The sequence below is a fragment of the Brevibacillus panacihumi genome, assembly GCF_003710985.1.
Taxonomy (GTDB): Bacteria; Bacillota; Bacilli; order Brevibacillales; family Brevibacillaceae; genus Brevibacillus; species Brevibacillus panacihumi.
In genome coordinates this window covers 44,620-69,952 of sequence record NZ_RHHT01000003.1, presented here as the reverse complement: position 1 = coordinate 69,952, position 25,333 = coordinate 44,620, and the positions used below count along the sequence as shown (strand labels likewise).

Genomic DNA, 25,333 nt, shown 5'->3' with positions numbered 1-25,333 from the left:
TATATTTGGGCTAAGGGCGGTTTTTTCGTTTCTCCGACCTTCCTTTCACCAAAAATATCTCTTATGAAAGGTCGTGCTTACGCATCATGTCTAACCAACAGCAACTCAAGCGCGGTCTGAAAGCCCGCCACCTGACGATGATTGCCATCGGCGGATCGATCGGTACAGGATTGTTTCTCGCCAGTGGCGGCTCGATTCATTCCGCAGGTCCGGGCGGTGCCTTGGTCGCTTACATCGCGATCAGCATCATGGTGTACTTTTTGATGACCAGCCTGGGGGAAATGGCTGCCTTTATGCCGGTTTCCGGCTCCTTCAGCACCTATGCCACCCGGTTCGTCGATCCATCTCTCGGCTTTGCATTGGGCTGGAATTATTGGTACAACTGGGCCATCACGATTGCGGTAGAGCTATCCGCCGCCGCGCTGATCATGAAATACTGGCTGCCAGATGTGCCGTCGATGATTTGGAGCGCATTGTTCCTGCTGCTCATGTTCGGACTAAATATGTTATCCGTAAAAGGTTACGGTGAATCAGAATACTGGTTCTCCCTGATTAAAGTAGTGACTGTCATTCTTTTCATCATCTTTGGGATTCTGATGATTTTTGGCATCATGGGCGGCGAAGCAGTCGGTTTCCAAAACTTCACCAAGGGTGACGCTCCTTTCAGCGGCGGATTCATGGCGATGCTCGGCGTCTTCATGATCGCCGGCTTCTCCTTCCAGGGGACCGAGCTGGTGGGGATCGCGGCCGGGGAGAGCGAAGATCCTGCCCGCAACATTCCGCGTGCCATCCGCCAGATTTTTTGGCGCATCCTGCTGTTTTACATTTTGGCGATTTTCATTATCGGACTGCTCGTCCCATATGACAATCCGAATCTGATCAGCGGGGATCTGACCGACATCGCCATCAGTCCGTTTACCATCGTCTTTGAAAAAGCAGGCTTTGCCTTCGCGGCTTCCGTCATGAACGCAGTCATTCTTACCTCCGTCCTCTCTGCGGGGAACTCGGGGATGTACGCTTCTACACGGATGCTCTGGAATCTCGCGAAGGAAGGCAAGGCACCGAAGATGTTTGCCAAGCTGACACGCCACGGCGTACCGATCAACGCTTTGATCTTGACGGCCCTGATCGGCGCATTTGCTTTCTTGTCTTCCCTGTTCGGAGATGGCGTGGTCTACGTCTGGCTGCTGAACGCCTCCGGGATGTCCGGCTTCATCGCCTGGCTGGGAATCGCCATCAGCCACTACCGCTTCCGCAAGGCTTTTCTGGTGCAAGGACGCGACCTGCGGGAATTGCCGTACAAGGCGAAGTGGTTCCCGTTTGGCCCGATCTTTGCCTTCATCATCTGTCTGATCGTCATTATCGGTCAGAACTATGGGGCGTTCCTCGGCGACACCATCGACTGGTACGGCGTGGCTGTCTCCTACATCGGCCTTCCGCTCTTCCTGATCGTCTGGCTGGGGTATAAATGGAGCAAAAAGACGAAAGTGGTCGAATTGGAGCAAGTAGACTTGCGTCAGGAATAGAAAAAGACATGGGGTGCGCTTGCATTCCATGTCTCTTTTGCGTGGGGGACAGAACAATGTTACTCTGTATTTATCTCAAATGATTAAAGGGTTATGTGTGGATACTAAGGTTTTGTCCAACATCCACGGAAAAAATCAAATCGAATCATCCCATTCTTAGTTGGCAATTGAGTTACAGTACATCTTTTTTTCGTAGAATCCGAACTAAGAGAATTGGGAAGTTAATCGGAACAGGGACGAGACCGTGATTTGGGGTGACAGAGGGAGAATTCTCCTCTCTACATAGACATTTCGTAGTAACCGGGGTATCGCTGAAAAAAGCGAAAACGCCCGAAAATCAATTCGGACGTTTAACTATAAACTTAGAATTTTTGCCCAACATCAGGCAAATCATCGCAATCCATATCTGGACTTGCGAATTCACCAACATATTCTTTTGGTCCTGTTACATAAGTTACACAACCTTGATAATCACAACGGTATCTTGGAGTTCTATATTTGTCAAATAAAATATAGCAAATGTCAACCTTTTTAAAAATAGGTACCGGGATATCTCCAATAATCTCAATATCAGGTCTCCATTCTGAATAAAGGTATTGTTTTTTAGTAACTATGCGCTCTTCTTTATATGTTTCAACTCTGCAGTCCCCTATGGGGCCTGTCCCATCACACCAACTGTTTATAATCGCATCTGGGGAATTAATATCTTTTAAAATTTTTTCTTTAGTAGGTTGCTGTTCTTCGGCTGGTTCATTTTTGGTGATATTTTCAAAGATATTTGGAATTGTTGCTCTTGATTCGGACAAATCAATATCGGATACATCTTCAAGGTATTTTAAATATTTTTTATCTACTATGAAGCTTTTCCCTTTTTTATCTTTAAGCGATATATACTTATTTTCATCGAACTGAACTTCTCCATTTTTTTCAGTAATATCATTTGTTAGTTTTTTTAGTTCTCTCTCCAGCTCTTCATCTACTTTGAAATCTCTCTTTTCTCTAAGCTGAACTTTTTTATCTGAGTCTTCATCCTTGAATTCTTGAGTTGTTGGAATCGATACTCCAAACTGATGGCTTTCATTACTGTTTGCAAAGATCGGTGTTGTCATTAAAAGAAGGCTCATTGCTGCAAAAAATAGCAGAAAACGAAATCCTTTCACAAAAACACCTCCTAGAATTTTGTTATAATATTGCAATATATTCCCAATAATGTAAACAGAAGGAGGAGAATTAATTGGAAAAGATAGTTATGGGAGTAGTGGCATTAATTCCTCTATTAATTATTTTTTCACCGTTCATATTCAAGATTATTTTTAAAAATAAAAAGAAATGATGAAGGAGGAGAGAGCCCCTTGCTCTTTATTTTCAAGTTTCATTAGTTATAGATTTATCTTTCTATCCATTCAGATGTCCATGATGTCAAATGGTGCTTATTTTCGTGTACACCAAAATTTGTCATGCATGAGCATATCATCGAGCAGTGGGCTGCCTATCCGGCCCTTGTCGCCAAATTCGCCCTTGTTACAGGGAAGGAATCCGACAGGGAGATGGCAAAAGGCATGATTGCAAGTTTTCAGTGAAAATCTAATTGGAAAATAAATAAAGGTATTCAGGAGCAGACAAAATACATTCCTGAATACCTCTTTTTATGAAACAACGATCGAACCCGTTCGTTTACCTTCGAAACGAGCTAGGTTCTTGTTCCGATAACGATGGTAGCGTCTAGTTCCTGGTCAGTTGCAACTTGCGGGGTTAACCCGTTGCGTGCGAAGATTTCGACGGCTAGTGGCAGCTGTCGCTCACTAGTCTCGACCAATAAGTGACCACCTGGAATCAGCCAGAGTGCCGCCTCAGTCGCTACTCGCCGCATCACGTCAAGTCCATCCTCGCCTCCATTAAGTGCCACGGGGGCTTCATATATTCTGGCCTCTGAGGGAAGTAGCCTGATAGACTCGGTCGGTACGTAGGGTACATTAGCGACTAGGATTTCGACACGGTTCCTCAATGTGGAGGGCAGAGGTTCATAAAGATCACCTTCATAGACGTGACCACCCGCGGTAGTGATGTTCCTTTGAGCGCACCTTACTGCGACAGGGTCGATGTCCACTGCGTGCAACTCGATCCGCTCTACATTTCCGGCTAACACGGCACCCAACGCACCCGAACCGCAACACAGGTCCACCACTACGGCTTCTGAACGTGCTAGGGCAATAGCTTGGCGGACTAAAAACTCGGTACGTTGACGTGGTACGAAAACCCCAGTGTCCACGGCTATCCTCAGACCACAGAACTCGGCCCAGCCAAGAATATGTTCGAGTGGCAAGCCTGCGACTCGTCGGTTTACCATGTCATCGAGCTCAGCTGTTGTCTGTGCTTCGGAGATAAGCAATTGGGCCTCATCTTCAGCAAAAACACAACCAGCAGCGCGAAGCCGGTTTACGATTATTTTGTTAATGATATCATCTACTTCCGTTAGAAATGAAAGGTTCGTTGCTTATTTTATCATAATCGAAAATCATAGTAATCAAAGGACTACTTAACATGAAACCGGGACTCCTTATCGATCAAGGAATCCCGGGCTTCTTGATAGGTTTGTGATTCCAATTCTTTTCGGATTATAATATCTATATATTACAAACTGTTAATCAGGAGGCGTTTTTCTTGACAAGAAAAAAAGTCCCTCGTTAATCCCGTGCTCCGCCGCCTTCCCCCCTAAATAACGTGACAATCACAACCAGGGAGGATGGCGAATGATGAAGCCTATTATTATGGATTGGAAAAACCTTTATTTTGGCGTCGAGATTGAATTTGTTGGGGGGAACCCCGAGGTTGTCGAGCTTTTGCCAGGCTGGACAATGGCGTTGGATGAACGGCAAATTGATGATACAGGCGAAGAGTCCGGCAGCGAGCTTCAAACTCCCCCCATTCAGTGGAAAGATCGGGAACAAATCAAAGCGATGTTGAAAAGGCTCATTGCGACAGGAGCGAGGGTAAATTGGAATTGCGGACTTCACGTCCACGCTAGCATGGAGCCTTGGGGGGAAGAAGCAATTCCCGATTTTATCGATGCTGCATTGCAATATCAAGAATCAGTGAAATACGTTTTAAATACTAGTGAAGATCGGCTGGTATACTGCCCTCCTGTCACCAGGGAAATGCGGGATCAGTTTCTTTCCGCCCCAGGGGATGCCGCTCTTCGACATAGAGGGCGTCCTCAATCCCATCGGTGTGGCATCAACCTTGCTGCATGGTTCGATAACAGGACAGTAGAAATTCGTTATGCTAACGGCACTTTGAAATACGATGAAGTAATCACTACCGTCGAATTTTGTCTTCGCTTCGTTGCAGCCGTTGGTGCAGGACGCAAGCTTTCATGTAATCCCAAACAAATGGCAAATGACCTCGGAGTACCTCTCACCGGGTATCCTCCGCCCATGCCCGCCCCACTTTGGTATCGAGAGAGAATATGGTTGGAAAATATGTTGGTACCGATATTAACCCCTATAGCCACCAGCCTCGTCCCAGATAGCGAAATCCTTCATATACTGCCTAGGCCAGATGGTTTATTGGTCGCCATCGAGAATCCCGATGGCAAGCTGATAAAATACCTTTTCCATTTATCTTCAAACGGCTGGAAAGTGGAAGGTAAGCTCCCAGATTCATAAGATTGCTTTAGATCGGCCCCCTCTAGTTAGGGGGGCTTTATAATAAACGTGCTTTTCATTCAATCCACATTCCTATTTTAGCGAAATGCCTGCTTTACCCGCTCGATCTGGGCGAGGTGAACACGGACGTGCTGAACCCGCAATTCCAGCAGTTCTTTGAACGTATACTGCACTCCATCGGGATATTTCCCGACCCGCTCAAGCTGCTCGGGGGTCAGATTTTCCAGAAGCGGCAGCATGCTGGCCCGCAGCAATTGGAACAGGAGGAGATGCTGCTCGCGGTCCAATCGTTCATAATCCAGGTTATCCGTCCAAGCTTCCTGATCGAATGACAGCAGAAGCGGTTCTTCCTCCGCCAAGACTTTTCTCAGCCGGTGTGTCGCCAGGATTTCGGCATCGGCCACATGAATCACAATCTGATGGATGCTCCATTTGTCCGGTGCAGGTTGGAAACGCAGCTGTTCCTCAGACAACCCTTCGATGGCTTCTCGCAGCAGCGCATAGTCTTGACTGTACTCCTCGATCAACTTTTCCATCCGATCCCCTCCTCTATCAATACATACATATTTTCATGATTATGGATCAAATACCTTCGTGGTTTTAGCCAATAATAAGTCACCCGTTTACTAGCGAACCCGTTATCTTAATCTTGTTTTCTTAACAATTCATTGAAAATCTGTGTTACTTCAGCATAGCCGACAATTCTTGATCCTTCCTGAATTCTGATCTTTTTTCCAATCCATAAAGTTCGAGGATAAGCTTCGGGTGAAAGAAAAGTAATTGTGCCCATAACAGTCTTACCTGGCTCGGCTACAGCATCGCCGTAGTAATCATGCTCTCCAGTCGTTAAATAATCATCTGTAATCAAATGTGCAGGACGATAACCTGAATAAGCCACACTATGTCTTCCAGCTTCACTACCATTACTTTTTATTAAAGTAATTTTGGCTTCAATATCAGGCATAGACTTCCCCCTTCCATGAATGATCCTGACTGTTCCTTCAATTCAAACCGATCTTGAATGAAAGATACTTGTCACGCCTGAATCTGTACTCCAGATATTATGTCCTAGTCAGTCTAGGGGGATTTCAAACCGCAATTGTTGGTCAACAACGATCGTAATGGAGCTTGAGTTCGCCGAAATGGGATGAAAATCCTTCGTAAACCGGGATTCCCCGACAATGCCGCCTCGTCTATTTCCCTTTTCGTCAGTAATGCTGGAAAGAGGAACACCATTTGAATCGAAAACGCGAATCGCATCCGACAAAAGCATGATCTGATACCACTTTTCGTCATCGCTCAAGTTGAAAGACCCGCCTTCACCCTGTACCCCAAAAACAATTCTAGTTGCACTAGGGGTTCGAACAATTTGTTCAACCGTTAGAGTGTACCCTCTAGATTGACCTGAGACGTTTGGCTCCATTACTTTCGTAACCTCATCTGCCGACGTTCGGGAAAGCGGAATCTCAAATGACCAGTTGCCTTCAACGCCCCCCATCTTCTGCAACCCCAATTGCAGCGTGAATTCTTGAGGCAATTCCTCCATGAAAAACGGCTGGAATGTTCCGTAGTACGTATTTCCTCCAACGTGACGCCAATGCAGTAGATAGTTCTTTTTGGCTTCCTCTGCCGTGAACGTTCTTGTGGTTGACTGCCCTCCCCAGTTGTAACTCAATTTTTCTATATGTTGAAACCCATCCACATTCGGCGGGAATGTAACTGTAAAGCCGATAGAGAGGTTCAGACGATCGTGATAGGCTTCTTTGAGTGCGACGGTGATCCCCTGGTCTGTCTCCGTTTGATCCAGTGGTTGAGTCAGCCCTTGCTGATTCGCTTCTTTTACCCCGGAATCCCCTATAAATCCGAAGATTGAGCCCACATACGGCAATGTTTTGAGCATATGGGCCATGGTTGGGGAAACAAACCCCGTACTGACCAACAGAAACATACCTACTATGAGGCAAGCAACTGGGATCAGCCAATTGTTCTTTCGTACGTATGACTTTTTTTGTACATGGCGATTGGGAAGTGGGAGCGATTCTAGGACTTGATCAATTCCAGCGGAGAAATGTGCCGGAACTTCTCCAGTCGCTCTCTTGGCAATTTGTCGAAGCTCTTTATCCACTTGTCTTTCATTCATAACCTTTCCTCCATTCCGTAGACTCCGAAGTGAAATAGGCAGCCAACTTTTTTCTAGCGCGACTCAATCGAGATTTGATGGTTCCCTCTGGTTGGCTCAGAATGAGCGCCATATCTTTAATCGCAATATCTTCAAAGTAGTAAAGAACGATACAGAGTCGAAGTTCTTTCTCCAAGAACTGAACCGCTTCTTGCAGCTCGACGTTCTCTTCAAAACGGTAGGGTGATGCTGGCTCTTGCCAATCGTCTAGTAACATAAGTTTGCTGGTTTTGCGGGCCAGACGGTGGCATTCATTCACAAGGATACGCATAAGCCATGAATGGAACAAACGGGGCTCACGTAATGTAGACAATGAATGATACGCTTTTAAAATTGCTTCCTGCGCAGCGTCCAGGCACTCGTTTTCGGATTGTAATATGGTACGGGCTACTCGATACAAGCTTCGCTCGTTTTTCTTGATCAACCTCGTAAAAGCCTCCACATCTCCTGAACAAGCAAGCTCTTCGTCGCTGTAATTCATCGCTTCTCTCATTTGATTCTTCACATCCTGTTTGAAGTCTCTCATATGATAGACACAACGAGAGAGCAGTTCGGTTCATACTTTTTGCAAAAAGAAAAAACTTGCCTTATCGGCAAGTTCTCAAAAGGAAGATATTGGGGGACTAGGGAATCCCCGCGTACACGTCCAGAGCTGCGAGCTCTGATTGAATCTTTATGCCCGGCACACCCAGCTACAGGACGGCTTCTCTGCCATCCTGAAGCTTCACCGGGGTGACGTAGTTGTAGCTGAGGCACGCCAATGATCGTCTTGACGCCCCCTTGGCAACACCTAAGACAACTTGCTCACAAAACGCTCCATCCGATCCAGCGCCTTTTTCAACTGCTCCATTGAGGTCGCGTAGGAGCAGCGGATATGCCCATGCCCGCTCTCTCCGAACACATCTCCTGGAACCACGGCCACTTTTTCTTCCATCAGCAGCTTTTCCGCGAAGTCTGCGGCTGTGAGCCCTGTCGAGGCAATGGAAGGGAAAGCGTAAAACGCGCCCTCCGGCTCATGGCAGGCAAGTCCGATCTGACGGAAGCCGTCTACGACGTAATTGCGCCGCTGCCGATAGCTCTCCACCATCCGCTCCATGTCGCCGCGTCCATGACGCAGGGCTTCCAGCGCCGCCATCTGTGCCATCGTGGGGGCGCACAGCATGGTGTACTGATGAATCTTCAGCATCCCCGCGAGCAGCTCTGGCTCTGCACAGACGTAGCCGAGACGCCAGCCTGTCATGGCAAAGGCTTTCGAGAAACCGGAGATCAGGATCGTCCGCTCCTTCATCCCAGGCAATGCGGCGATGCTGTCGTGCATGCGTCCGTATGTCAGCTCCCCGTAAATTTCGTCGGAGATGACCAGCAGATCATGCTTTTCGAGGATCGGCAGCAAGGCTTGCCATTCCGCAGCGCTCATCGTGCTTCCCGTCGGGTTGTTCGGATAGCAGAAGATAATGGCTTTGGTCCGAGCGGTAATATGTGATTCCAGTTCCTGTGGTGTCAGCTTGAACTGGTTCTCCATCGTCGTCTTCAAAAAGACGGGCACCCCGCCAGCCAGACGGATCACCGGCTCGTAGGATACGTAGCAAGGCTCAACGACCAATACCTCATCGCCCGGATCGAGGATCGCCCGCAAGGCGATGTCAATCGCTTCACTGGCCCCGACTGTCACGAGGATTTCCTTCTCGGGATGATAGCTGACGGAAAAGCGCTCCTCCAGATACTTTTGAATCTCTACACGCAGCTCCAGCATCCCGGCATTGGAGGTGTAGGCGGTATAGCCGCGCTCCAGCGACGAGATCGACGCTTCCCGCATCCGCCACGGCGTGACGAAATCCGGCTCCCCGACCCCGAGCGAGATGACGCCTTCCATCGATGCCGCCAGGTCAAAAAAGCGGCGGATTCCCGATGGCTTCAAAGACGCGACTGTAGAAGACAAACGACGTTTTGCAGTCAAGGTTGATTGTGTACTCATGGGGTTACCACCATCCTGCGATCTTCATCACGATCTTCCAACTCGATGCCGTCATGCTTGTAGCGCTGCAGGATAAAATGCGTTGCTGTCGATACGACAGAGTCGATCGTCGCCAGCTTTTGCGAGACGAACGACGCCACCTCGCGCATCGTTTTCCCTTCCAGCACTACCGAGAGATCGTAGCTGGCTCCCGACATCAGATAGACTGCCTGCACTTCGGGAAAACGGCAGATGCGCTTGGCCACCTCATCAAAGCCCACATCGCGCTTCGGCGTTACTTTTACATCGATCATGGCCGTCACATACGGATGATCGTCAACCCGCTCCCAGTTGATCAGCGCGGGATATTTCACAATGATGTTTTCCTCTTCCAAAGCGGCGATCGCCTTCTCTATCTCTTCTTTCGGCTCCGCCAGCATCTTCGCCAGTTGTTCTACATCCTGTCTGCTGTCCTCTTCCAAAAGACGCAGCAGCTCCATCTGTTTTTGACGGTTCATTCTCACCACTCCATTCTCTTTGTAAAATCAAAAACGCCCCAGCAACCGGGACCGGGCATACACCTGGTTCCGATTGCTGAGGCGAACGATCGCGGTACCACTCAGCTTTTTTGTCCCTCTCACAAAAGACAAACTCATGCAGTCAAATAAGACGTGCGCCCAATAACGAGGGCCAGTCGCTGCCTTCTACGAAAAACGAAACAGGTTCAAAGGCAGTGCTCCAAGGTGGCGTTCAAAAAGAGTTTGCGACGGCCCTTTCAGCATGCAGGCCGCTCTCTTTGCGTCAAAGCTCTCTTCTACTTTCCTTTTCACAGCGTTGTCTGTTATGGCTTTGCTTGAATGACTCAGATTATAAAAAGCTTTTGCCCGCTTGTCAACTGAAACCTGCTGGTCACACCCTTCTATTTTTTCACGGAAGGCATGACATCATCCGGAATCGGGCATACATACTTCTCTTTGCCCAGACGTTGTTTCAATTCGACTTTGGCTTTTTCGATCAGCTCTGGATTTTTCAGCATATCCACGGCTGTTGCAGCCATTACTTTACCGGCATGCAGCATTCCTTTATGACCAATGGAAGTTGCACCGAGCGTGACCCATTGCCAGGAGTGCAGCGTCGAGCCATTGATGAAGCAAGCTGTCGTGCATTGGGCGGTTGGTGTGATCCAGCTTACGTCCCCTACATCGGAGGAGCCGTTGAGCGGTCTTTGCTCGCCAGTATACGAATTCAGCCAGGTAACCATATCTGCGTCCGGGCCGTCTGGCGTCTCTTTTTCCGACGTGCGCAATTCTGACTCAGTCAACGTGGAACGTACCTCTTTGGCCAAAGCCAGTTCTGCCTCGTCGTGGACCGGAACACCCAGTTGCTGGAAATTACGGTACATGACTTCTTCCAGCGTTTGATTTTGCACCAGGTTGGAGCATGCTTTGTCAAAGACGATCTCCACTTCGGTTTCGGTCATGAGCGCAGCGCCTCGGGCGATTTTGCAGACACGCTCGTAAATTTCCTGTACGAGATCCACTTTTGGAGCGCGCACCAGGTAAAGAACTTCTGCGTACGACTGCACAACGTTCGGCGAAAAGCCGCCTGTGTTGGTAACTGCGTAGTGTATACGTGCTTCCGGGATGATGTGCTCGCGCAGGTAGTTCACGCCGACATTCATCAGCTCGACGGCATCCAGGGCACTGCGTCCGAGATGCGGGCTGGCGGCAGCGTGGGAGCTTTTCCCGTGGAATTTGAAATACACTTGGTAGTTGGCAAGTGAATTCATCGCCATGATGCTGTTGTAGCCCATCGGGTGCCAGCAGAGTGCAAAATCTACGTCATCGAACAATCCCGCACGTGCCATGAAGGTTTTACCGGAGCCGCCTTCTTCCCCTGGGCAGCCGTAGTAGCGAACCGTGCCGGGCAGATTGTTTTCTTCCATGTATTGTTTTACCGCGACCGCTGCCGCCAGGGAAGCGGTGCCGAGCAGATTGTGGCCGCAGCCATGTCCGTTTGCGCCTGGCACCTCGGCTTCCTGTTTCGCCTGACCTTTCTTTTGACTCATGCCGGAAAGGGCGTCATATTCTCCCAAAATCGCGACAATCGGACCGCCGCTTCCGAAACTTCCGATAAAAGCCGTCTTGATTCCGCCGACGCCTTTCTCTACCGTAAACCCTTCGCTCTCCAGGGTGCTCGCGAGCAGTTCGGCCGACTGGAATTCTTCGAAACGAGTCTCTGCAAACTCCCAGATGCGGTCGCTCACCTTGATAAACGTCTCTCTTTTGCTTTCGATCATGTCTGCAATCCGTTGTGTATGCATATCGGAACATCCTCTCTATTTTGCAGTATGAAGCTTCGCCTGTGACCGATAGAAGAGTCTTTACGCAAGAAGCCGTCTCGCAATTCGATTCAGCAACTCTACGCTGCGCGGAAGAATTTCCTCCTGAATGTCGAACTTCGGATGATGGTGGGGTGCCGGAATATCCGTTCCAATCGACATGTACGTCCCTTTGCCCCCGCGATCCTGCACGCGCTTGATCATAAAGCTGGCATCCTCGCTGCCCATCGAGTTTTGTTCACCCTTTTTAAAAGAATGGAAGCCTTCGACCTTTTTTGCCTCTTCCAAAGCCAGATCGGCCATCTCATCGTCATAGTCAATCGGAATGGCTCCTCCGATGACTTCAATTTCATAATTGAGATCGTGCATGGCAGCGCTGCTGGCGATAATGTTGCGAACTCGTTTTTCGAGCTCGGCATTGACCTCTTCCGTCGCGGAGCGGGTCTCCACGATCATTTTCGCATAGGCAGGGATGATGTTTGCTGCCGTTCCACCTTCCAGCACGCCGACGTTGATGCGGGTATCGGAGGAGCTAAATCGGGTAATTGCATGAATGTTAAGCAAAGCGGTAGCTGCTCCCAGCAAAGCATTTTTCCCTACCTCAGGCGATGCGCCTGCATGGGAGGAGACACCGTGGAAATGAGCCAGCATTTTCGTCGTCGCGAGAAACCCGTGGGAACCGCCGTGGATTTCACCCAGCGGGACATTGACTCCGAGATGATGGCAGAAAATGTAATCCACATCGTCCAAAAGTCCTTTTTGCACGATCGAATAAGCGCCGCGCACGCCTTCCTCTGCGGGTTGGAATATCAGTTTGACGGTGCCGGAAAAGTCTCCGTCTGCAAGCTTTTCCGCCAGCCCCAGACCGATGGTGGTATGTCCATCATGGGCACATGCGTGCATATTGCCTTCATAGCGGGATCGAAAGCCATTTGCCGTAGGGAAGTGATCTTCTTCTTGACTCTCCAATACGGGCAGGGAATCCATATCAAAGCGAAACGCCACCGTAGGTCCGTCCGCCTTTCCCTTTTTCACACCGATTACAGCTGTGTAGCCGCCGCGCATTTTTGCTGCGATGGCGGGATTGGCACCGTCACGCAGCGCCCGTTCATATGCTTGGTCCAGGACTTCCTGCGCAGGCAGGCCCCTGCGAGAGGGCCCGTCCAACGCATCTTGTCCGTAAATCACGTCGTATCCAAGCGAAGTCAGAATTTCCACCACTTTGGCAGCAGTGCGAAATTCAGTGAAGCCTACTTCTGGATGCATATGAAAATCTCTTCGTAAAGAAACCAAATCCATCATTACTTATACCTCCTTATTCTCTTTGGGGCAGCTTTATCCTTACATATGAGGATAAACCCCAGGACCGATTGGCAAGCCAAGGAAATACCAAGCAATAAAGAGCAGCGTCCACAAGATGAAGATCGCGATCGGGTAAGGCAGAATCAGGGAATAGTAGGTTCCCAGCTTGGCATCCTTATTGTATTCCTGCAGGAAGCCCAGGAACAACGGGATGAAGGGTGACACAATCGCGAACGGAATGACGGACGAGTCGGCAATCCGGAATGCAATTTGCGCGAATGCGGGGTGGAAGCCCAACGCCATGAACATCGGAATGAACACCGGTGCCAAAAGCGACCAGATCGCAGAACCACTGGCGATAAACATACAGAGGAACGCGGACAAAAACATCAAGCCGATGAAGACTGGAGCGCCTGTCATGTTCATTTTTTCCAGCACGTCTGTAATAGACAGGGCGAGGAAGCTGCCCATGTTGCTCCAGTTGAACATCGCGACGAATTGCGACAGCGGGAACACCATGACGATAAAACCAGCCATTCCTTTGATCGGATCAGTCAGCAAGGCAGGAATGTCATTTTGCTTTTTGATTACCCCGACTTTCAAGCCGTACGTAATCGCAACCGTGAAGAAGAACAGCAAAATAACAGGTACAATTCCCGAAATGAAAGGAGATGGAACGACAGTGCCCAGTTTCGGATCGCGAAGAATACCGTTGGCAGGAACCACTAATGCTGCGATGACAGCAATGAACACCAATGCCGCCACACCTGCAGCGCGAAGACCTTTCTTTTGGATATCGCTTAGATCTTCCAGTTTGCCGACCTTATCCCCTTTGTAGACACCCAGCCTCGGTTCGATGTATTTATCGGTGATAAAGCCGATGATTGCGGACAGCAAGAATACGGAAGCCGCCATGAAGAACCAGTTGTCCAAAACGCTGACCGTTACGTTCGGATCAACGCCTTTTGAAATCTCCGAGCTGATACCGGAAAGCAAGACGTCTGTCGTCACGATCAGGATATTCGCGGTAAAACCGGACCCAACACCCGCGATCGCAGCCAAAAGACCGGCGATCGGGTTACGCCCTACTGCCATGAAGATCATGGCTCCCAGTGGAGGCATAATCACGAAAGCTGCGTCAGAAGACACATGACTAAAAAAGGCGATAAATGCTACCAGATAGCTGGCATAGCGGGCGCTTACTTTCAGGGACATTTTGCGGATAACCGCTTCCAAAAGCCCTACCTTTTCAGCCAACCCGACCCCAAGCATCAAGGTCAGAATCGCCCCGAGCGGCAGGAATCCGGAGAAGTTTTTGATGATGTTGGGCAGCAGCCATTGGAGGCCCTCTTGGCTAAGCAGATTTTTCACCGCTACTTGTTCATTTTTGATCGGATCCATCGCTGTTACGTGGAACCAGGACAAGAGGGCGGTGGCGACCATCAAAATGGCGATCAGGTAAAGGAAAAGCATGAATGGGTTGGGCAGCTTGTTCCCGATTCGCTCGACCCACTTCAAAAGGCCCCTTCCTTCTGACTGCTGATCGATTTGGTCTGTTCGGATTGGATGTGCACTCATATGAGAACCCCCCTTAGCGTCGTTTTATACCTCTTTTCCTCATGCCGTCGTATTATTCTTTCGGGAAATAATACAGCGCTGAGTGAGTGATCAGTCTTTTTCAATCACAAATTGAAAGCCCTTTCATTTCTGTTTCAGTTTTGACTGAAAAACGCTCCCCTTTCCTCCCGTAAAGTTCGTTCGTCATTTTACGAACATAAAAAGACAATTTCGTTTAATTGGATTATATAGTATAGTTAAAAACATTTCAATACAATTGTTAGACTTCTTGCAAAATACAAATGCTTCATTCGTCTTCGACTTTATGAAATAGAAAAAACACCCGAATAATTTCGGGTGCTCCTCAATTCTTTAGCATATACATTTTTTTCGGCCTGCCTCGAACTCCCTGCTGTTCTTCGCCAATTAATTCGGCCAGGCCGTATTCGCACAAGCTGCCCATGATTCGCTGGGCATTCCGTACAGTCATGGACAAATACTCCGCGATGTCTGTCGTCGTAAACGCACCCCAGCCCATTCGCTGAACCAACGCCTCGATCTTATTGTACGTTTTGATGCTAACATTGGCCTTGTTCAGTTTTTCCAACAACTCTTTGTCATTGGAACGGAAAGAATACGACAGCTGGTCCGCTTCCCCGACTGCTTCCAAAATGACCCCGTCATCCTGGACGATGACGATCCCGGATTCTGGCCTCTCCTTCGCGTGCTGGATCGCTTTTCGTGCGTTGTTCTCAGCAGAGAACGCCGTTTCCCCGAATCCGACCCCGACTGCCACGGGTACATCCGCATCGAGCGACAGCTGCCGGACCGTGTTACGAAGCATCTCGATTTCCCGTTGAATCGCGCCGCGCGTGCTGAAGATCTGGTATCGTCCGTTCCCGTTGGCCAGAAGCGATCCATCCAGCTTTTCGCACAAAAGCAGCAAAGTCTGCCTGATTTTCAATTCGAGATGCTGCAGATGAAACCGCGTTTTCGACCTCTCCGCGATCTTGTCCATTTCCTCAAGCTCAATGATTTCCACACCGATCTGCGTATCCTTGAAATAAGAGCTTTTCGCCTTCTCTATCACAATCTTCATCACTTGCTTGATTTCCATTTTCGTCATCAAGACACGATAGACAGGGATACCTTCGGCTTTCAGTGCGCGTTCTACAGAAGAAAGGGTTGTAAATACTCCTTGTGTTTTCCCGGCTTTCCATAGGTCGAGATGATACTGTGTAATTTTCTGGGCATCGTAATTTTCATCATACGTCAGGATGTGATGATCCTCTAAAGGAATATCGAGCTCATGCAAGGATTCGTGCAAGTATTTTCGCTCGGAGTCGATCATGTCGACAGAAACGCACTTTACAACCTCGCCGCAATCGATGGACATCCGGATAAAGCACCGATACAAATTGGATCCCGTTGGCGGACAATAGACAATATTCGCATCGGGACTCAGTACGCTTTTCGCAATCGTGTACGGGATCGGCCCAGAAAAAAACCACCCGTCACATTCCCGGCTGTATTCAAGGACGATGCTGCTTACAGACTTGGCATCATCGTACGGAATCGGAACAAATTCGATTTCGTGCTCAAATTCATCTGCAACTTCCAGTATCCGCTCTACGGAAGGCGGCGGTCCAACGACACCTATTTTATACATAGTTCGAAGCTCCTGATCTGATGGGATTATAAATGATAATCCTATCATAGCAAAGATTCCAAGGAAAATCGCCCCGGCAATCGGACCGGGCATACTCCCAGTTCCGATCGCCGAGGCGATCGATCGCAGTCACGGTTGCTTTTGCCCGCTTGTCATCTGAAACCTTCTGGCTACACCCTCACTCTTTTGATAAAAAGCGAGATAATCAGGCCAAAAATCGCTGCGGCCAAACCGAACAGAAAGGCTTCCTGCACACCTGCGGCATAGGCAAAAGGCGTATGCACCGGGTTCTGCGGATCCGCAACCGCAGACAGGTAGTGATTTTGTCCGGCAGCCATGATCGAAATTGCGACTGCCGTTCCGATCGCGCCTGCCACCTGCTGCAGGGTGTTCATGATCGCGGTACCATCCGGGTACAGCTCCGGCGGCAATTGGTTGAGACCGTTCGTCTGTCCCGGCATCATCACCATCGCTATTCCGACCATCAGCGCGATGTGCAAAGCCACAATCAGCCAGATCGGAGTCTCGGTAGATAAGCCGTGGAAGAAAAACATCGTAATAACCGCTACGACCAGGCCAGGGATCACCAGCCACTTGGGACCGTATTTGTCAAACAGGCGTCCCATCAGCGGGGATAAAAGCCCGTTGATCAACCCGCCCGGAAGCAGGATCAGTCCGGCGGCGAACGTCGTCAGCAGCAGCGAGTTTTGCAAGTACAGCGGCAGCAGGATCACCGAAGAGAGGATCACCATGAAGCCGACGAAAACCAACAGCAGGCCAATGACAAACATCGGATAGGTAAATGCCCGCATGTTCAGCATTGGCTGCTCCATCTTCAACTGGCGAAGAACAAACAGGAGCAGACCGATCCCGCCAATCACCAGCGATGTCAGTACCACCGGATTGCCCCAGCCGCCCTCTTCGCCGGCATTGCTGAATCCAAAGACGATTCCGCCAAAGCCTAGCGTGGACAGCAGGACAGAAAGCAAGTCGATTTTCGGTCTGGTCGGCGTGGTGACGTTTTGCATGTAAACCATGCCGTACACCAGTGCAAGAATGAAAAACGGCAGGGAGATCCAAAAGATCCAGTGCCAGGACAGCGATTGGATAATGAGCCCGGACAAGGTCGGACCTACTGCCGGAGCAAACATGATGACGAGCCCAATCAGTCCCATCGTCGCTCCCCGTCTGCTCGGAGGAATAATGACGAGAATCGTGTTGAACATCAAGGGAAGAAGCAGCGCAGTCCCCATGGCCTGAATACAGCGAGCCAGCAATAATACGCTAAAGGATGGGGCGATGGCTGCAATAAACGTCCCGACGATGGAGAATAAAAGCGCACCTACAAACAGCTGCCGGGTGGTAAACCATTGCAGCAAAAACCCGGAAACGGGTACCAAAATGCCTAGTGTCAATAAAAATCCGGTTGTCAGCCACTGAATGGTCGACGGGGATACGGCAAAGATTTGAATCAGGTCGCTCAAAGCCATATTGAGCGCTGTTTCACCAAACAAACCGACAAAACCGGCGATCAAAAACGAAATCAAAATCGGAACCGTTCTGATTTCCTCGTTTCTGTTCGCCGCATCTGCCTCTTTCTCGAGACTGATTCCTTCTGCATGCATGGTTTTTCCAAGCTCCTCTCCTACTAACCTCTATCTGTATTTGACCTATTGTAGGCGATCTTTTTTTCTATGGCAAATCAGACTGTCAAGATCAACTCGACAGTCTGACGCCTTTCACATCTTATCCTCTTCTTTTGGCCTTCTTCTTCTCGATTTTCAACATCCGGATATAAATGCCGAGAAGGATCAAGAAAACGAGCAGTACGACTCCAATCAGCCACACGGGAATATTGCCGACAGCCTTGTCCAAGCCTGTTTCTTCCCCCTCGTCGTCCACCCGGATCGTGAATACCTCGTTCGATTTGCTCATCACGACGATTTGACCGTCGTCATGTGCGCTTTTGAGGTGGGACAACAAGGTGGGATGAACGAAAGCGGCCTCCCCTTCCTCGGCCGATTGAAAGACGGTCAATGTCCGCTGCTGATTCCACAGCGAAGGCTGAATCCAGGCGACGAATCGGGTCGTTTCGTTGATGACATGGTAGCGTTCCAACGTCTTGGGCTGATGGATGAGCAGTTGCCCCTGGGCCGCTTTCAAGGTCGGATACTGCTGCAAATCTCCCATTGCGACCACATGGTATGCCGCCATTTTTTGCAGATCCTGCGGCTGCAAGGGCTCTCGGAAGATCGTGAACGCATTGGCTTGCAGTTCTTTCCCGTCTACCATTTCATTGAGCAAAAGGGAAAGATGGGACAGATAGGTTCCAGTCAGCTTCTCCGGGAGCAGGAATGCCGTCTGTGACAGCCCTTGCTCCTGCACCAAGGGGGAGGGCCAGTACTGGAAGCTGCGCAGCGACGGTGTTTCATGCGGCACGTTCAAGGCGCTCGCTTTATCTACAAACACCCATTTGCCCGAATCTCTCACAGGCAAGCACGCAGCTTCCTTCCCTTCAAGCGAAGCCGAAAAGGCGAGATTCAGCGTACGATTTCCTTCCTCCAGCAAGGAGGGGTCGATCGGTAGGCGAAGCAGGTAGCCGTCGTTCTTGTCTATTGCCTTTAACTCCTGTAGGAGAACGGTATGCGGGACGCCATTGATCATGACGGTCAAATGCTGCTGCGGTTTCTTCTCTTTTTCGCTTCCTTCCGTCTGCATGAGCAATGGCGAGACTCTCAGCTTCAGATCCAGGGTGACGTCTCCCGTCACTTTCCAGTGGGATGGCAGGCTCATTACGACCTGCTGCTCGCTGTCCTCCCCCTGCTTCAGCAAGATATCCGAATAGCCCGCAGACTCCAGTGTGAGCTTTTGCCCGCCTACTTTGTTCTGATTTCCGGGAAGTGCAGGCACGTTTTGCAAGACGATCTGATTGCCTGCCAATTGCTTGTTCAAAGCAGGATCGGTCAGTACGTGGATGGATTGCTCCAGATTGGCATCCTTCCCCCGGCTGACGAGCATCAGCAGTTTGGCCGTCGCGGACTGGTTGATCCGCATCTGGAAGGTGTCGATGCCAAGCTTTTGATCACGGGCGGCGATTCCCTGTTCTGCGACCAATGTCTTGAGCGGGCCGTTCCATGCCTCCGGGCCGCCGATCGCAATCACGTGTGTCAGGGTGCCTTTTGAACTCCATTCGCTTTCTGTCAGGATGGGGATCGAAGCATGTGTCGCTGTTTGTGCGGACAGGGAAGTGGCGACTCGCAAAGCTGCCGCCACGACATCCGCATCAGCTGCGTCGGGGACGACAATCGTGCTGTAGACCTCGGTCAGATTGCCCGGCTCTACGAATGGCAATGGAAAGTCCTGCAAAAGATCGGCAGAAGAGGCGGTTGCATGCGAGTCAATAAATACATGCGAGCTTCTCCCGATCTTCACCCAGTTGGCAGGATTGGACTGGTCATCACAGAGATCGTCCGTCAGCTCGCTCTGTTTGGAAATCGTCAGTTTATGGAAGCCCGAGGACGTCTCTTCTGCTCCAAGCGGAATCCGGATACTGCCTGCCGCCGCCGTCTCCTTGGTCAAAAAAATACTCTTGAGCGGCTTGTCATCCACACTGATCGTTAGGGTGGACCGTGCAGCCAGCAGCAGCTCTGAGTGGCTAAAATTGATCTCCAGATAGCTGTTGGCCCCAATCGATGTCCGAGGCACACTGTAATAATAATCCGCCGCTCCCTGTACGCCGCCAAGCGTGATGGATTCATTGATAAACCGGACGACTGTCCCCGGAGTCTGCCCCAATCCATTCGATGTGTAGATCGCATTTTTCTGCTTTGCCAGGCTCGCAAAGCTGTAGACTGGCGCACTTGCTGCCGCTGTTTGGGTTTGGCTGGCTGGCGCTGCCATTGCACCTTGGGCATACGCATGTCCGATTCCTTCACCAAAAAGCAGAGCCGTGATCGTCAGGACCGCGAAGGCTGGTTTCCAGTTTTTGTTCATGGTTTTCTACACCTGTCTTTCTGTTGGCGGGACCGACTTTTTTTCTGCTGCAAAACGCTCGGTCTTATACCATTTCAATTCTTGTCGAAAAACAACTCGCTTGATCTCCAGATACAATGCATAGAGCACGAGGACGATCCACAGCTGCGAGTAGGTAAAATACATCAGCAGAACGATCCAGAAATTTTTGGCGTTCAGTTCTGTTCGCTCAATACTCAAGGCAATCATCACTTCAGTCACGTACAAAAAGTAGGCAAGAATCCATAAAATCATGGCGACAATGCCTACCTCGAGATGCAGATCAACGAACAGATTGGTGACGAACAAAGCATCCGACACGATCACGCCCAGAAAAAACAGGAAGTACGTGAAGAAAAAGTAGACGAGATCAAACATGATGCTTTTCTTGCGCAAGGAAAACAACCGTCCCATAAATTTGAGGACGACGTACTGATTGCCCCTCGCCCACCGTGTCCGCTGCTTCCACCATACCTTCCAGTTCTCCGGCTCCTGCTCCCAGGTAATGGCGGCCGGAAAAAAGCGGATGTAGTGGCCTGCATTGTAGACGCGAATCGTCAATTCCGTATCTTCCGCCAACGCTTTTTCATCCCAGCCGCCCAGCTCCTCGAGGATCGAGCGGCGGATGGCAAAGTTCGTGCCGGGAATTGTCGTCACCCGAAACCAGAAGAACCTCCCGGCCTGCGCCATCCACTGAAAACAGATTGTCTCAATATTGATAAAGCGCGTCAGCAGATTTTTGGCCGCGTTCACGACACGAAATTTGCCGACTGCCGCACCGGCCTGAGGATCGTTTTGCAGGGCCAGAACGAGATAATGGACGGCTTTGCGCTCCGGGGTGTTGTCCGCGTCATAGACGACGATGATCTCCCCTGTTGAGTGGGCCAAGCCCTGGTTAAGCGCGCCCGATTTTCCTTTTCCAGCGTGGGGCGGCTTGGTATGGACGACTTTCACATACGGATATTTGGCTGCATAATAATCACAGATCTCTCCCGTCCGGTCGCTGGAATTGTCGTTGATGACAATAATCTCCAGCTTATCCTTGGGGTACTCCAGCCGCAGCATCGCCTTGATGGTCCGTTCAATCACCACTTCTTCATTGTGTGCCGGGACCAAAATGCTCACCGTCGGCTTGGGCTGCTCGTTTTTTTCCCAGTCCGGGATGGATCTGGCATAGCGCAGGTAATGAAAATAGCCGCCTTGCATCAAGAACATATGGTACAGAAGCATGATCCAAATGACGGTCAAGGATAGATAGAACAACAGATTAGCCATCGAGATCACGCTCCATGAAAAGTTGTTTGCGCAAATTGGCGCGATTTCGCCAGGTGTAGAGCGAAAACAGCAGAACCATGCATGTCACAAGTGCCACGATGCCCCATAGGATGCGCTGGGTCCAACTGTCTTCTTGCAGGAAGGTCACGGTCTTCTCCACGAGTTCAGCCTCGATTGATTGGGCTGGTTCCTCCTCTTGTCGTGCGACCGCCGTATCATGGGCTTCTTCTACGGCATCTAATCCGGCCATTTTGCGGACATCGATCCAGGTCACGTCGGGCAGTGTTTCCACGTAGGTGATCATTTCCTTCAACGGCTCCACCCCCAGATAAGGGTGGAAGAACATGCCGATCACACCGTCGCGGACAAAGCTGATTTGCCGGGCGTTGTCCCGAATGTCCTGCAAGGGCGTAAGTGAATTGGGATCATAGTAGCCGACCGTCTCCGGCAAAAGGGTCATGCCGTGAAGAAAACCAGGTTTGGAAATCGTCGGAGGAGCCCCCATCTGGTGCCAGTCCGTCTGGTTGAACTGCACTTGTCCCAACAGGTAAGAAAAATAGCGGGATGTAATCTGGTACCCTGTCTGGCTCATATTGTAGTGCGGCGCTTCAAAGGCCACAGGGATCAATCCCAGCTCCGTCAATTCCTTGATTCCGCTCTCGATGCGCGATTTGATATACGTTTCTTCATACTGCGCAAGCGAAGCCCGGTACTGCTCATACTCCTCCTGTGAAGACCATTCATGGCGCTCTTTTATAGGAGTCGTATCCTCCGGCGGTTTTGAAATCGGCGTATTGCGCTCCATATCCCAGAATTCCGAACCTTCGCCTGTCTCGGAATCCCGATAGTAATGCATGTACCCGTGCAAGGCAATGCTTGCCCCTCTCTGCTGCAGCGTACGCAGGACCTTGACCAACTCCGGCCGGTCCTTCAGGTGAACCAATTCTTTGGTCTCGGAATTGGTGTAGACAGGAATAAGCGCAATTACATAAGGAATTCCCTTGTCTGCCAAATAGCTTCCTGCTTCCAGCACCAGCTTGGGGTCCGATTGCGGATGCACATCCTCCAGACGAATCAGCGCCAAGTGCCCCGTCTGATGAGGGATTCCGAATACGTCATGTAAGGCCTCCGCTGCGAACATGGAGAGAGGAGAAGAGAAGCTGGCACTGGCAAAATACGCCGTATTCCCATGCTTCATCATCAGTGGATAGGCGTAGATTCCCTTCCATCCCTCCAGCAGCACCTCTCCTTGCGCTAGCGATACGCCCTCGATTGGCATATTGATTTCGAGCAGCATCGGATCGATTCCTTGTGGTTTCGAGACCATCTGGATGTTTACTTGTTCCTTCCAGGTCAAAAATGAAAAACGCGCCCCCAATTGCTCGGCATTCTTGCCCATCGCCAACAGCGTACCTGTAAAGCTGCGCATGACTTCTTTTGTATCGTCCGGCAGTTTTTGGGAAACAGCGCCGTAATAGACCAGATAGTCGACTCCGTCCAGATCACGTACCGTCAATTCGCCATCCGCCACATAGTGAAGACGTGAACTGAAATGGCCCAACACCAGGTCCAGCATGCGAACATCCTCGTTCACCGTGCCGGTGTCTGTCGTATAGACCACCAGTATCTTCGGCTCCTGCCCGCTATTTCCCCCGGCGGCATGAAGCTTGTCCATTGTCCCGGTCAGCAAGGTCAGCAGCATGATCAGCGCTACCGAGATTCGCACCCATTTATTGTATGTACTGATCAAGCTCTTGCTTGGCACGTTTCACCAGCTCCATATGGTCACTCACATCGTCAGCATACTGACTGATACCAAAAGCAATCGTCAGTGTGACCTGTTTTTTCTTGTTTTCCAAGACATGAGTCTGCATCAGTTTTTCCAGCTTCGCGTGTACCACTTCCGCGCCTTCTTCCAGGCTGTTGTTGAGTATCACAGCGAAGGTGCCCGACCCCTGGTCCCCCTGATCCAAGCGAAACTTGCGGTCCGTCAGCCTCGTGTGCTCCCGAAGGATGTTCGCCAGTGAGCTGAGCAGGTAATCCGTCTCATTTCGGCCATACAGTTGAGAGAAGGAATCCATATATTTGACCTCGATCAGCATCAGGGAAAAAGGAACCCCTGTCCGTCGTGAACGGCTCAGTTCTTCTTCCAGATCAAACAGCAGCCTTTTCTCATTGGAAAAACCCGTCACCTCATCAATGGTGACTAGATCATCGAATTTTCCTACCATCTCCTGATGTTCCTCGACTGTCTGGGCGACCAGCCGATGAATCAATCCCGTGATGATGGCAGCCGCCAGAAAGATCAGCATCCATACGGCAATCTCAAGGACAGACAACGGGAAGGTCCAGTTTGCTACCATCCCCCAGATCAACAAGCTGCCAAACAGAAACAAGGCCAACAGGCTGAGACCCAAACTGGCAAGCAGCCCGAAGAAAATGCCGATCAAGCCAATGATGAGCGCGATGCCCATCAGAACGGCTTGTACGAGAGGAATGGCTGGCAGGTCTAATGCATACCAAGACAGAAACAGAAGAAAAAACAGGAAGAGCGTCTGATACGCAATGAATCTTCCATTTCTATTGGAGAATCCCCTCATTGAAGAGCCTCCTTTCCGCCAAAAGCGGTATCAGGTTGTCGAAGGAGTGGGTATCCATCCGGCTCATATCGATATAGCCGCCGTAAAGCTGGCTCTCCGGACGGCGAATCTGCTTGCGGATCATCCGCTCGTACAATTCCACAGCGAAATCAGCATCTCCCAGTTCTACCGCGGTCTGGATCGCCAAGCCGTACACGGCAGGAGATTCGTACTGGACCAGAGGCTGCTTGGTAACAGCGTCATATCGGCCGTACAAAAGCTTGTGGCGGGCAAATTCCTCCTTCAAAAACGTCCACAATTCCGGCGAGGCAATGCCTGCCTGCGCCCGATGCAGGGCGACATACAATTGGTCGATCAGATTGACTTCACGCCGGTACGTGAAATGCTTGCTGGGAAGATGATAGGAGAAGGGGAAAAAGCCGTTCTCCGTCGGGAGATTTTGCAAAAAGGCAGATGCCTGCCCGTCCAGTTCTTCCGCAATCTTTCCCTGTTCACGCATCTTGTGAAGAGTCGCAGCATTCAGGTAAGAAAGGGTCAATGTATCGCTGTTCACGCCGTGCTGCCGATCGTAAAAGTCAACCGGCATCCCGTCGCGGATCTGATGCTTCTCGATGCTTGCTGCTATTTCATTCGCCATTTGGACATACGACTTCTCGTTCCACTTTTCTCCGGCGAGATACAAAGCCTCGGCGATCCGAAGATCATCTACCAGAGCGTTCGTCGTTACCTGGGGATGATCGCCGCCCGTTTTCCAGACGATCCAGCCATTCTGGTAAAAATGCTTCTGAAGGACTTGCACATTTTGCGCAAACAAGCCGGAGTCCCCTTTTTCCAATGCGTACAGCATCCACAAGCCGAGCGACTCCGAGAGGGATTCCTCGCCTTGGGCAATATTGGCGTCGTCTGGTGCAGCAGGCTGCAGATTGGTCTTCAGGGTATGGTCTTTATTCGTCAAATGCTCCCGGATAAAAAGCTCTCCTGGCAGTAGCCTGGCATAGCCGGTTGTGTCGTCTGCCAGCTCATTGCCTTTTTGGGCAAATGGCAGGCCCGGCCAAATACACCCCGTTATCAGCAGGACGAGCAGACCGAATACGATAGTCAGCATGCGAATTGATTTCACCTTGTTCACGCCTTTTCACTTTCTTTCATTGTATCAATCTATCATATCTAATGGTCATTACAATGGTTTTTTCTGTTACTATTTTGGAACTTCTGGAGAACTTATGGGACAGTGTATTGAATGTTTCGCCCATT

At 50.2% G+C, this 25,333-nt stretch carries 20 protein-coding genes and 1 other annotated feature; of the genes, 2 read left to right on the top strand and 18 right to left on the bottom strand.

Translation table 11 applies throughout. From position 1 onward, the window contains the following. The first annotated feature begins 86 nt into the window (after positions 1–86). Complete coding sequence (locus EDM58_RS03125; protein WP_122912047.1) at positions 87–1,526, top strand: amino acid permease; 1,440 nt, start codon at positions 87–89, stop codon at positions 1,524–1,526. A gap of 362 nt (positions 1,527–1,888) precedes the next feature. Here EDM58_RS03125 and EDM58_RS03120 read toward each other — a convergent pair whose 3' ends face one another. Together EDM58_RS03120 and EDM58_RS03115 are read right to left on the bottom strand one after the other, a co-directional pair. Further along, the gene (locus EDM58_RS03120; protein ID WP_122912046.1) at positions 1,889–2,686 is read right to left on the bottom strand and encodes a hypothetical protein; all 798 of its coding nucleotides are present in this window, start codon (positions 2,684–2,686) and stop codon (positions 1,889–1,891) included. Positions 2,687–3,216: 530 nt separating this feature from the next. Then, positions 3,217–3,984, bottom strand: coding sequence for a putative protein N(5)-glutamine methyltransferase (locus EDM58_RS03115; protein WP_221175399.1), 768 nt, complete (start codon positions 3,982–3,984; stop codon positions 3,217–3,219). Between the two features lie 292 nt (positions 3,985–4,276). Here EDM58_RS03115 and EDM58_RS03110 point away from each other — a divergent pair, with 292 nt between their 5' ends. Continuing rightward, positions 4,277–5,191 carry an amidoligase family protein gene (locus tag EDM58_RS03110; RefSeq protein ID WP_122912044.1) on the top strand — a complete coding sequence of 305 codons (915 nt, stop codon included), beginning with the start codon at positions 4,277–4,279 and terminating at the stop codon, positions 5,189–5,191. A 77-nt stretch (positions 5,192–5,268) separates the two neighbouring features. Here the strand turns inward: EDM58_RS03110 and EDM58_RS03105 are convergent, their stop codons facing one another. From EDM58_RS03105 to EDM58_RS03030, 16 genes are all read right to left on the bottom strand, one after another. Next, the gene (locus tag EDM58_RS03105; protein WP_122912043.1) at positions 5,269–5,727 is read right to left on the bottom strand and encodes a DinB family protein; all 459 of its coding nucleotides are present in this window, start codon (positions 5,725–5,727) and stop codon (positions 5,269–5,271) included. A 107-nt stretch (positions 5,728–5,834) separates the two neighbouring features. Continuing rightward, the gene (locus EDM58_RS03100; RefSeq protein WP_122912042.1) at positions 5,835–6,155 is read right to left on the bottom strand and encodes a hypothetical protein; all 321 of its coding nucleotides are present in this window, start codon (positions 6,153–6,155) and stop codon (positions 5,835–5,837) included. Between the two features lie 108 nt (positions 6,156–6,263). After that, entirely contained in the window at positions 6,264–7,331 is a 1,068-nt protein-coding gene (locus EDM58_RS03095) for a DUF4179 domain-containing protein (protein WP_122912041.1), read from the bottom strand. Then, a complete protein-coding gene (locus tag EDM58_RS03090) occupies positions 7,324–7,863 on the bottom strand; it encodes a sigma-70 family RNA polymerase sigma factor (RefSeq protein ID WP_183187398.1) in 540 nt (179 codons plus the stop codon). The genes EDM58_RS03095 and EDM58_RS03090 overlap by 8 nt, the downstream gene beginning before the upstream one ends. A gap of 297 nt (positions 7,864–8,160) precedes the next feature. Next, positions 8,161–9,345, bottom strand: coding sequence for an aminotransferase (locus tag EDM58_RS03085; protein ID WP_122912039.1), 1,185 nt, complete (start codon positions 9,343–9,345; stop codon positions 8,161–8,163). Then, positions 9,342–9,842, bottom strand: coding sequence for an Lrp/AsnC family transcriptional regulator (locus EDM58_RS03080; RefSeq protein ID WP_031305559.1), 501 nt, complete (start codon positions 9,840–9,842; stop codon positions 9,342–9,344). Before EDM58_RS03080 ends, EDM58_RS03085 begins: the two co-directional genes overlap by 4 nt. A 74-nt stretch (positions 9,843–9,916) precedes the next feature. Beyond that, positions 9,917–10,163 (bottom strand) — a binding site (T-box leader). A gap of 80 nt (positions 10,164–10,243) precedes the next feature. Next, positions 10,244–11,647 carry a M20 family metallopeptidase gene (locus EDM58_RS03075; protein ID WP_122912038.1) on the bottom strand — a complete coding sequence of 468 codons (1,404 nt, stop codon included), beginning with the start codon at positions 11,645–11,647 and terminating at the stop codon, positions 10,244–10,246. Positions 11,648–11,707: 60 nt separating this feature from the next. Continuing rightward, the gene (locus EDM58_RS03070) at positions 11,708–12,967 is read right to left on the bottom strand and encodes an amidohydrolase (protein WP_122912037.1); all 1,260 of its coding nucleotides are present in this window, start codon (positions 12,965–12,967) and stop codon (positions 11,708–11,710) included. A gap of 39 nt (positions 12,968–13,006) precedes the next feature. Further along, positions 13,007–14,545: an AbgT family transporter gene (locus EDM58_RS03065; protein ID WP_122912036.1), complete on the bottom strand. Its 1,539-nt coding sequence runs from the start codon at positions 14,543–14,545 to the stop codon at positions 13,007–13,009. Between the two features lie 343 nt (positions 14,546–14,888). Next, entirely contained in the window at positions 14,889–16,193 is a 1,305-nt protein-coding gene (locus tag EDM58_RS03060) for a hypothetical protein (protein WP_122912035.1), read from the bottom strand. A gap of 170 nt (positions 16,194–16,363) precedes the next feature. Continuing rightward, entirely contained in the window at positions 16,364–17,818 is a 1,455-nt protein-coding gene (locus EDM58_RS03055) for a DHA2 family efflux MFS transporter permease subunit (RefSeq protein WP_122912034.1), read from the bottom strand. Positions 17,819–17,939: 121 nt separating this feature from the next. Then, complete coding sequence (locus tag EDM58_RS03050) at positions 17,940–20,186, bottom strand: cellulose biosynthesis cyclic di-GMP-binding regulatory protein BcsB (RefSeq protein WP_122912033.1); 2,247 nt, start codon at positions 20,184–20,186, stop codon at positions 17,940–17,942. A 6-nt stretch (positions 20,187–20,192) separates the two neighbouring features. After that, on the bottom strand, positions 20,193–21,479 hold the full coding sequence (locus EDM58_RS03045; RefSeq protein WP_122912032.1) for a glycosyltransferase family 2 protein: 1,287 nt from the start codon (positions 21,477–21,479) through the stop codon (positions 20,193–20,195). Continuing rightward, the gene (locus EDM58_RS03040) at positions 21,472–23,244 is read right to left on the bottom strand and encodes a polysaccharide deacetylase family protein (protein ID WP_122912031.1); all 1,773 of its coding nucleotides are present in this window, start codon (positions 23,242–23,244) and stop codon (positions 21,472–21,474) included. The genes EDM58_RS03045 and EDM58_RS03040 overlap by 8 nt, the downstream gene beginning before the upstream one ends. Beyond that, positions 23,210–24,079, bottom strand: a complete 870-nt coding sequence (locus EDM58_RS03035; RefSeq protein WP_122912030.1) for a GGDEF domain-containing protein — start codon at positions 24,077–24,079, stop codon at positions 23,210–23,212. The genes EDM58_RS03040 and EDM58_RS03035 overlap by 35 nt, the downstream gene beginning before the upstream one ends. Beyond that, the gene (locus tag EDM58_RS03030) at positions 24,060–25,184 is read right to left on the bottom strand and encodes a glycosyl hydrolase family 8 (RefSeq protein ID WP_122912029.1); all 1,125 of its coding nucleotides are present in this window, start codon (positions 25,182–25,184) and stop codon (positions 24,060–24,062) included. The genes EDM58_RS03035 and EDM58_RS03030 overlap by 20 nt, the downstream gene beginning before the upstream one ends. Between the last annotated feature and the right edge of the window lie 149 nt (positions 25,185–25,333).

What these genes read in the sequence shown, in the direction of transcription:
- EDM58_RS03125 (WP_122912047.1), top strand. Translation starts at nt 87, where the DNA reads ATGTCTAACCAACAGCAACTCAAGCGCGGTCTGAAAGCCCGCCACCTG.
- EDM58_RS03110 (WP_122912044.1), top strand. Translation starts at nt 4,277, where the DNA reads ATGATGAAGCCTATTATTATGGATTGGAAAAACCTTTATTTTGGCGTC.
- EDM58_RS03105 (WP_122912043.1), bottom strand. Translation starts at nt 5,727, where the DNA reads ATGGAAAAGTTGATCGAGGAGTACAGTCAAGACTATGCGCTGCTGCGA.
- EDM58_RS03100 (WP_122912042.1), bottom strand. Translation starts at nt 6,155, where the DNA reads ATGCCTGATATTGAAGCCAAAATTACTTTAATAAAAAGTAATGGTAGT.
- EDM58_RS03095 (WP_122912041.1), bottom strand. Translation starts at nt 7,331, where the DNA reads ATGAATGAAAGACAAGTGGATAAAGAGCTTCGACAAATTGCCAAGAGA.
- EDM58_RS03090 (WP_183187398.1), bottom strand. Translation starts at nt 7,863, where the DNA reads ATGAGAGAAGCGATGAATTACAGCGACGAAGAGCTTGCTTGTTCAGGA.
- EDM58_RS03085 (WP_122912039.1), bottom strand. Translation starts at nt 9,345, where the DNA reads ATGAGTACACAATCAACCTTGACTGCAAAACGTCGTTTGTCTTCTACA.
- EDM58_RS03080 (WP_031305559.1), bottom strand. Translation starts at nt 9,842, where the DNA reads ATGAACCGTCAAAAACAGATGGAGCTGCTGCGTCTTTTGGAAGAGGAC.
- EDM58_RS03075 (WP_122912038.1), bottom strand. Translation starts at nt 11,647, where the DNA reads ATGCATACACAACGGATTGCAGACATGATCGAAAGCAAAAGAGAGACG.
- EDM58_RS03070 (WP_122912037.1), bottom strand. Translation starts at nt 12,967, where the DNA reads ATGATGGATTTGGTTTCTTTACGAAGAGATTTTCATATGCATCCAGAA.
- EDM58_RS03065 (WP_122912036.1), bottom strand. Translation starts at nt 14,545, where the DNA reads ATGAGTGCACATCCAATCCGAACAGACCAAATCGATCAGCAGTCAGAA.
- EDM58_RS03060 (WP_122912035.1), bottom strand. Translation starts at nt 16,193, where the DNA reads ATGTATAAAATAGGTGTCGTTGGACCGCCGCCTTCCGTAGAGCGGATA.
- EDM58_RS03055 (WP_122912034.1), bottom strand. Translation starts at nt 17,818, where the DNA reads ATGCATGCAGAAGGAATCAGTCTCGAGAAAGAGGCAGATGCGGCGAAC.
- EDM58_RS03050 (WP_122912033.1), bottom strand. Translation starts at nt 20,186, where the DNA reads ATGAACAAAAACTGGAAACCAGCCTTCGCGGTCCTGACGATCACGGCT.
- EDM58_RS03045 (WP_122912032.1), bottom strand. Translation starts at nt 21,479, where the DNA reads ATGGCTAATCTGTTGTTCTATCTATCCTTGACCGTCATTTGGATCATG.
- EDM58_RS03035 (WP_122912030.1), bottom strand. Translation starts at nt 24,079, where the DNA reads ATGAGGGGATTCTCCAATAGAAATGGAAGATTCATTGCGTATCAGACG.
- EDM58_RS03030 (WP_122912029.1), bottom strand. Translation starts at nt 25,184, where the DNA reads ATGCTGACTATCGTATTCGGTCTGCTCGTCCTGCTGATAACGGGGTGT.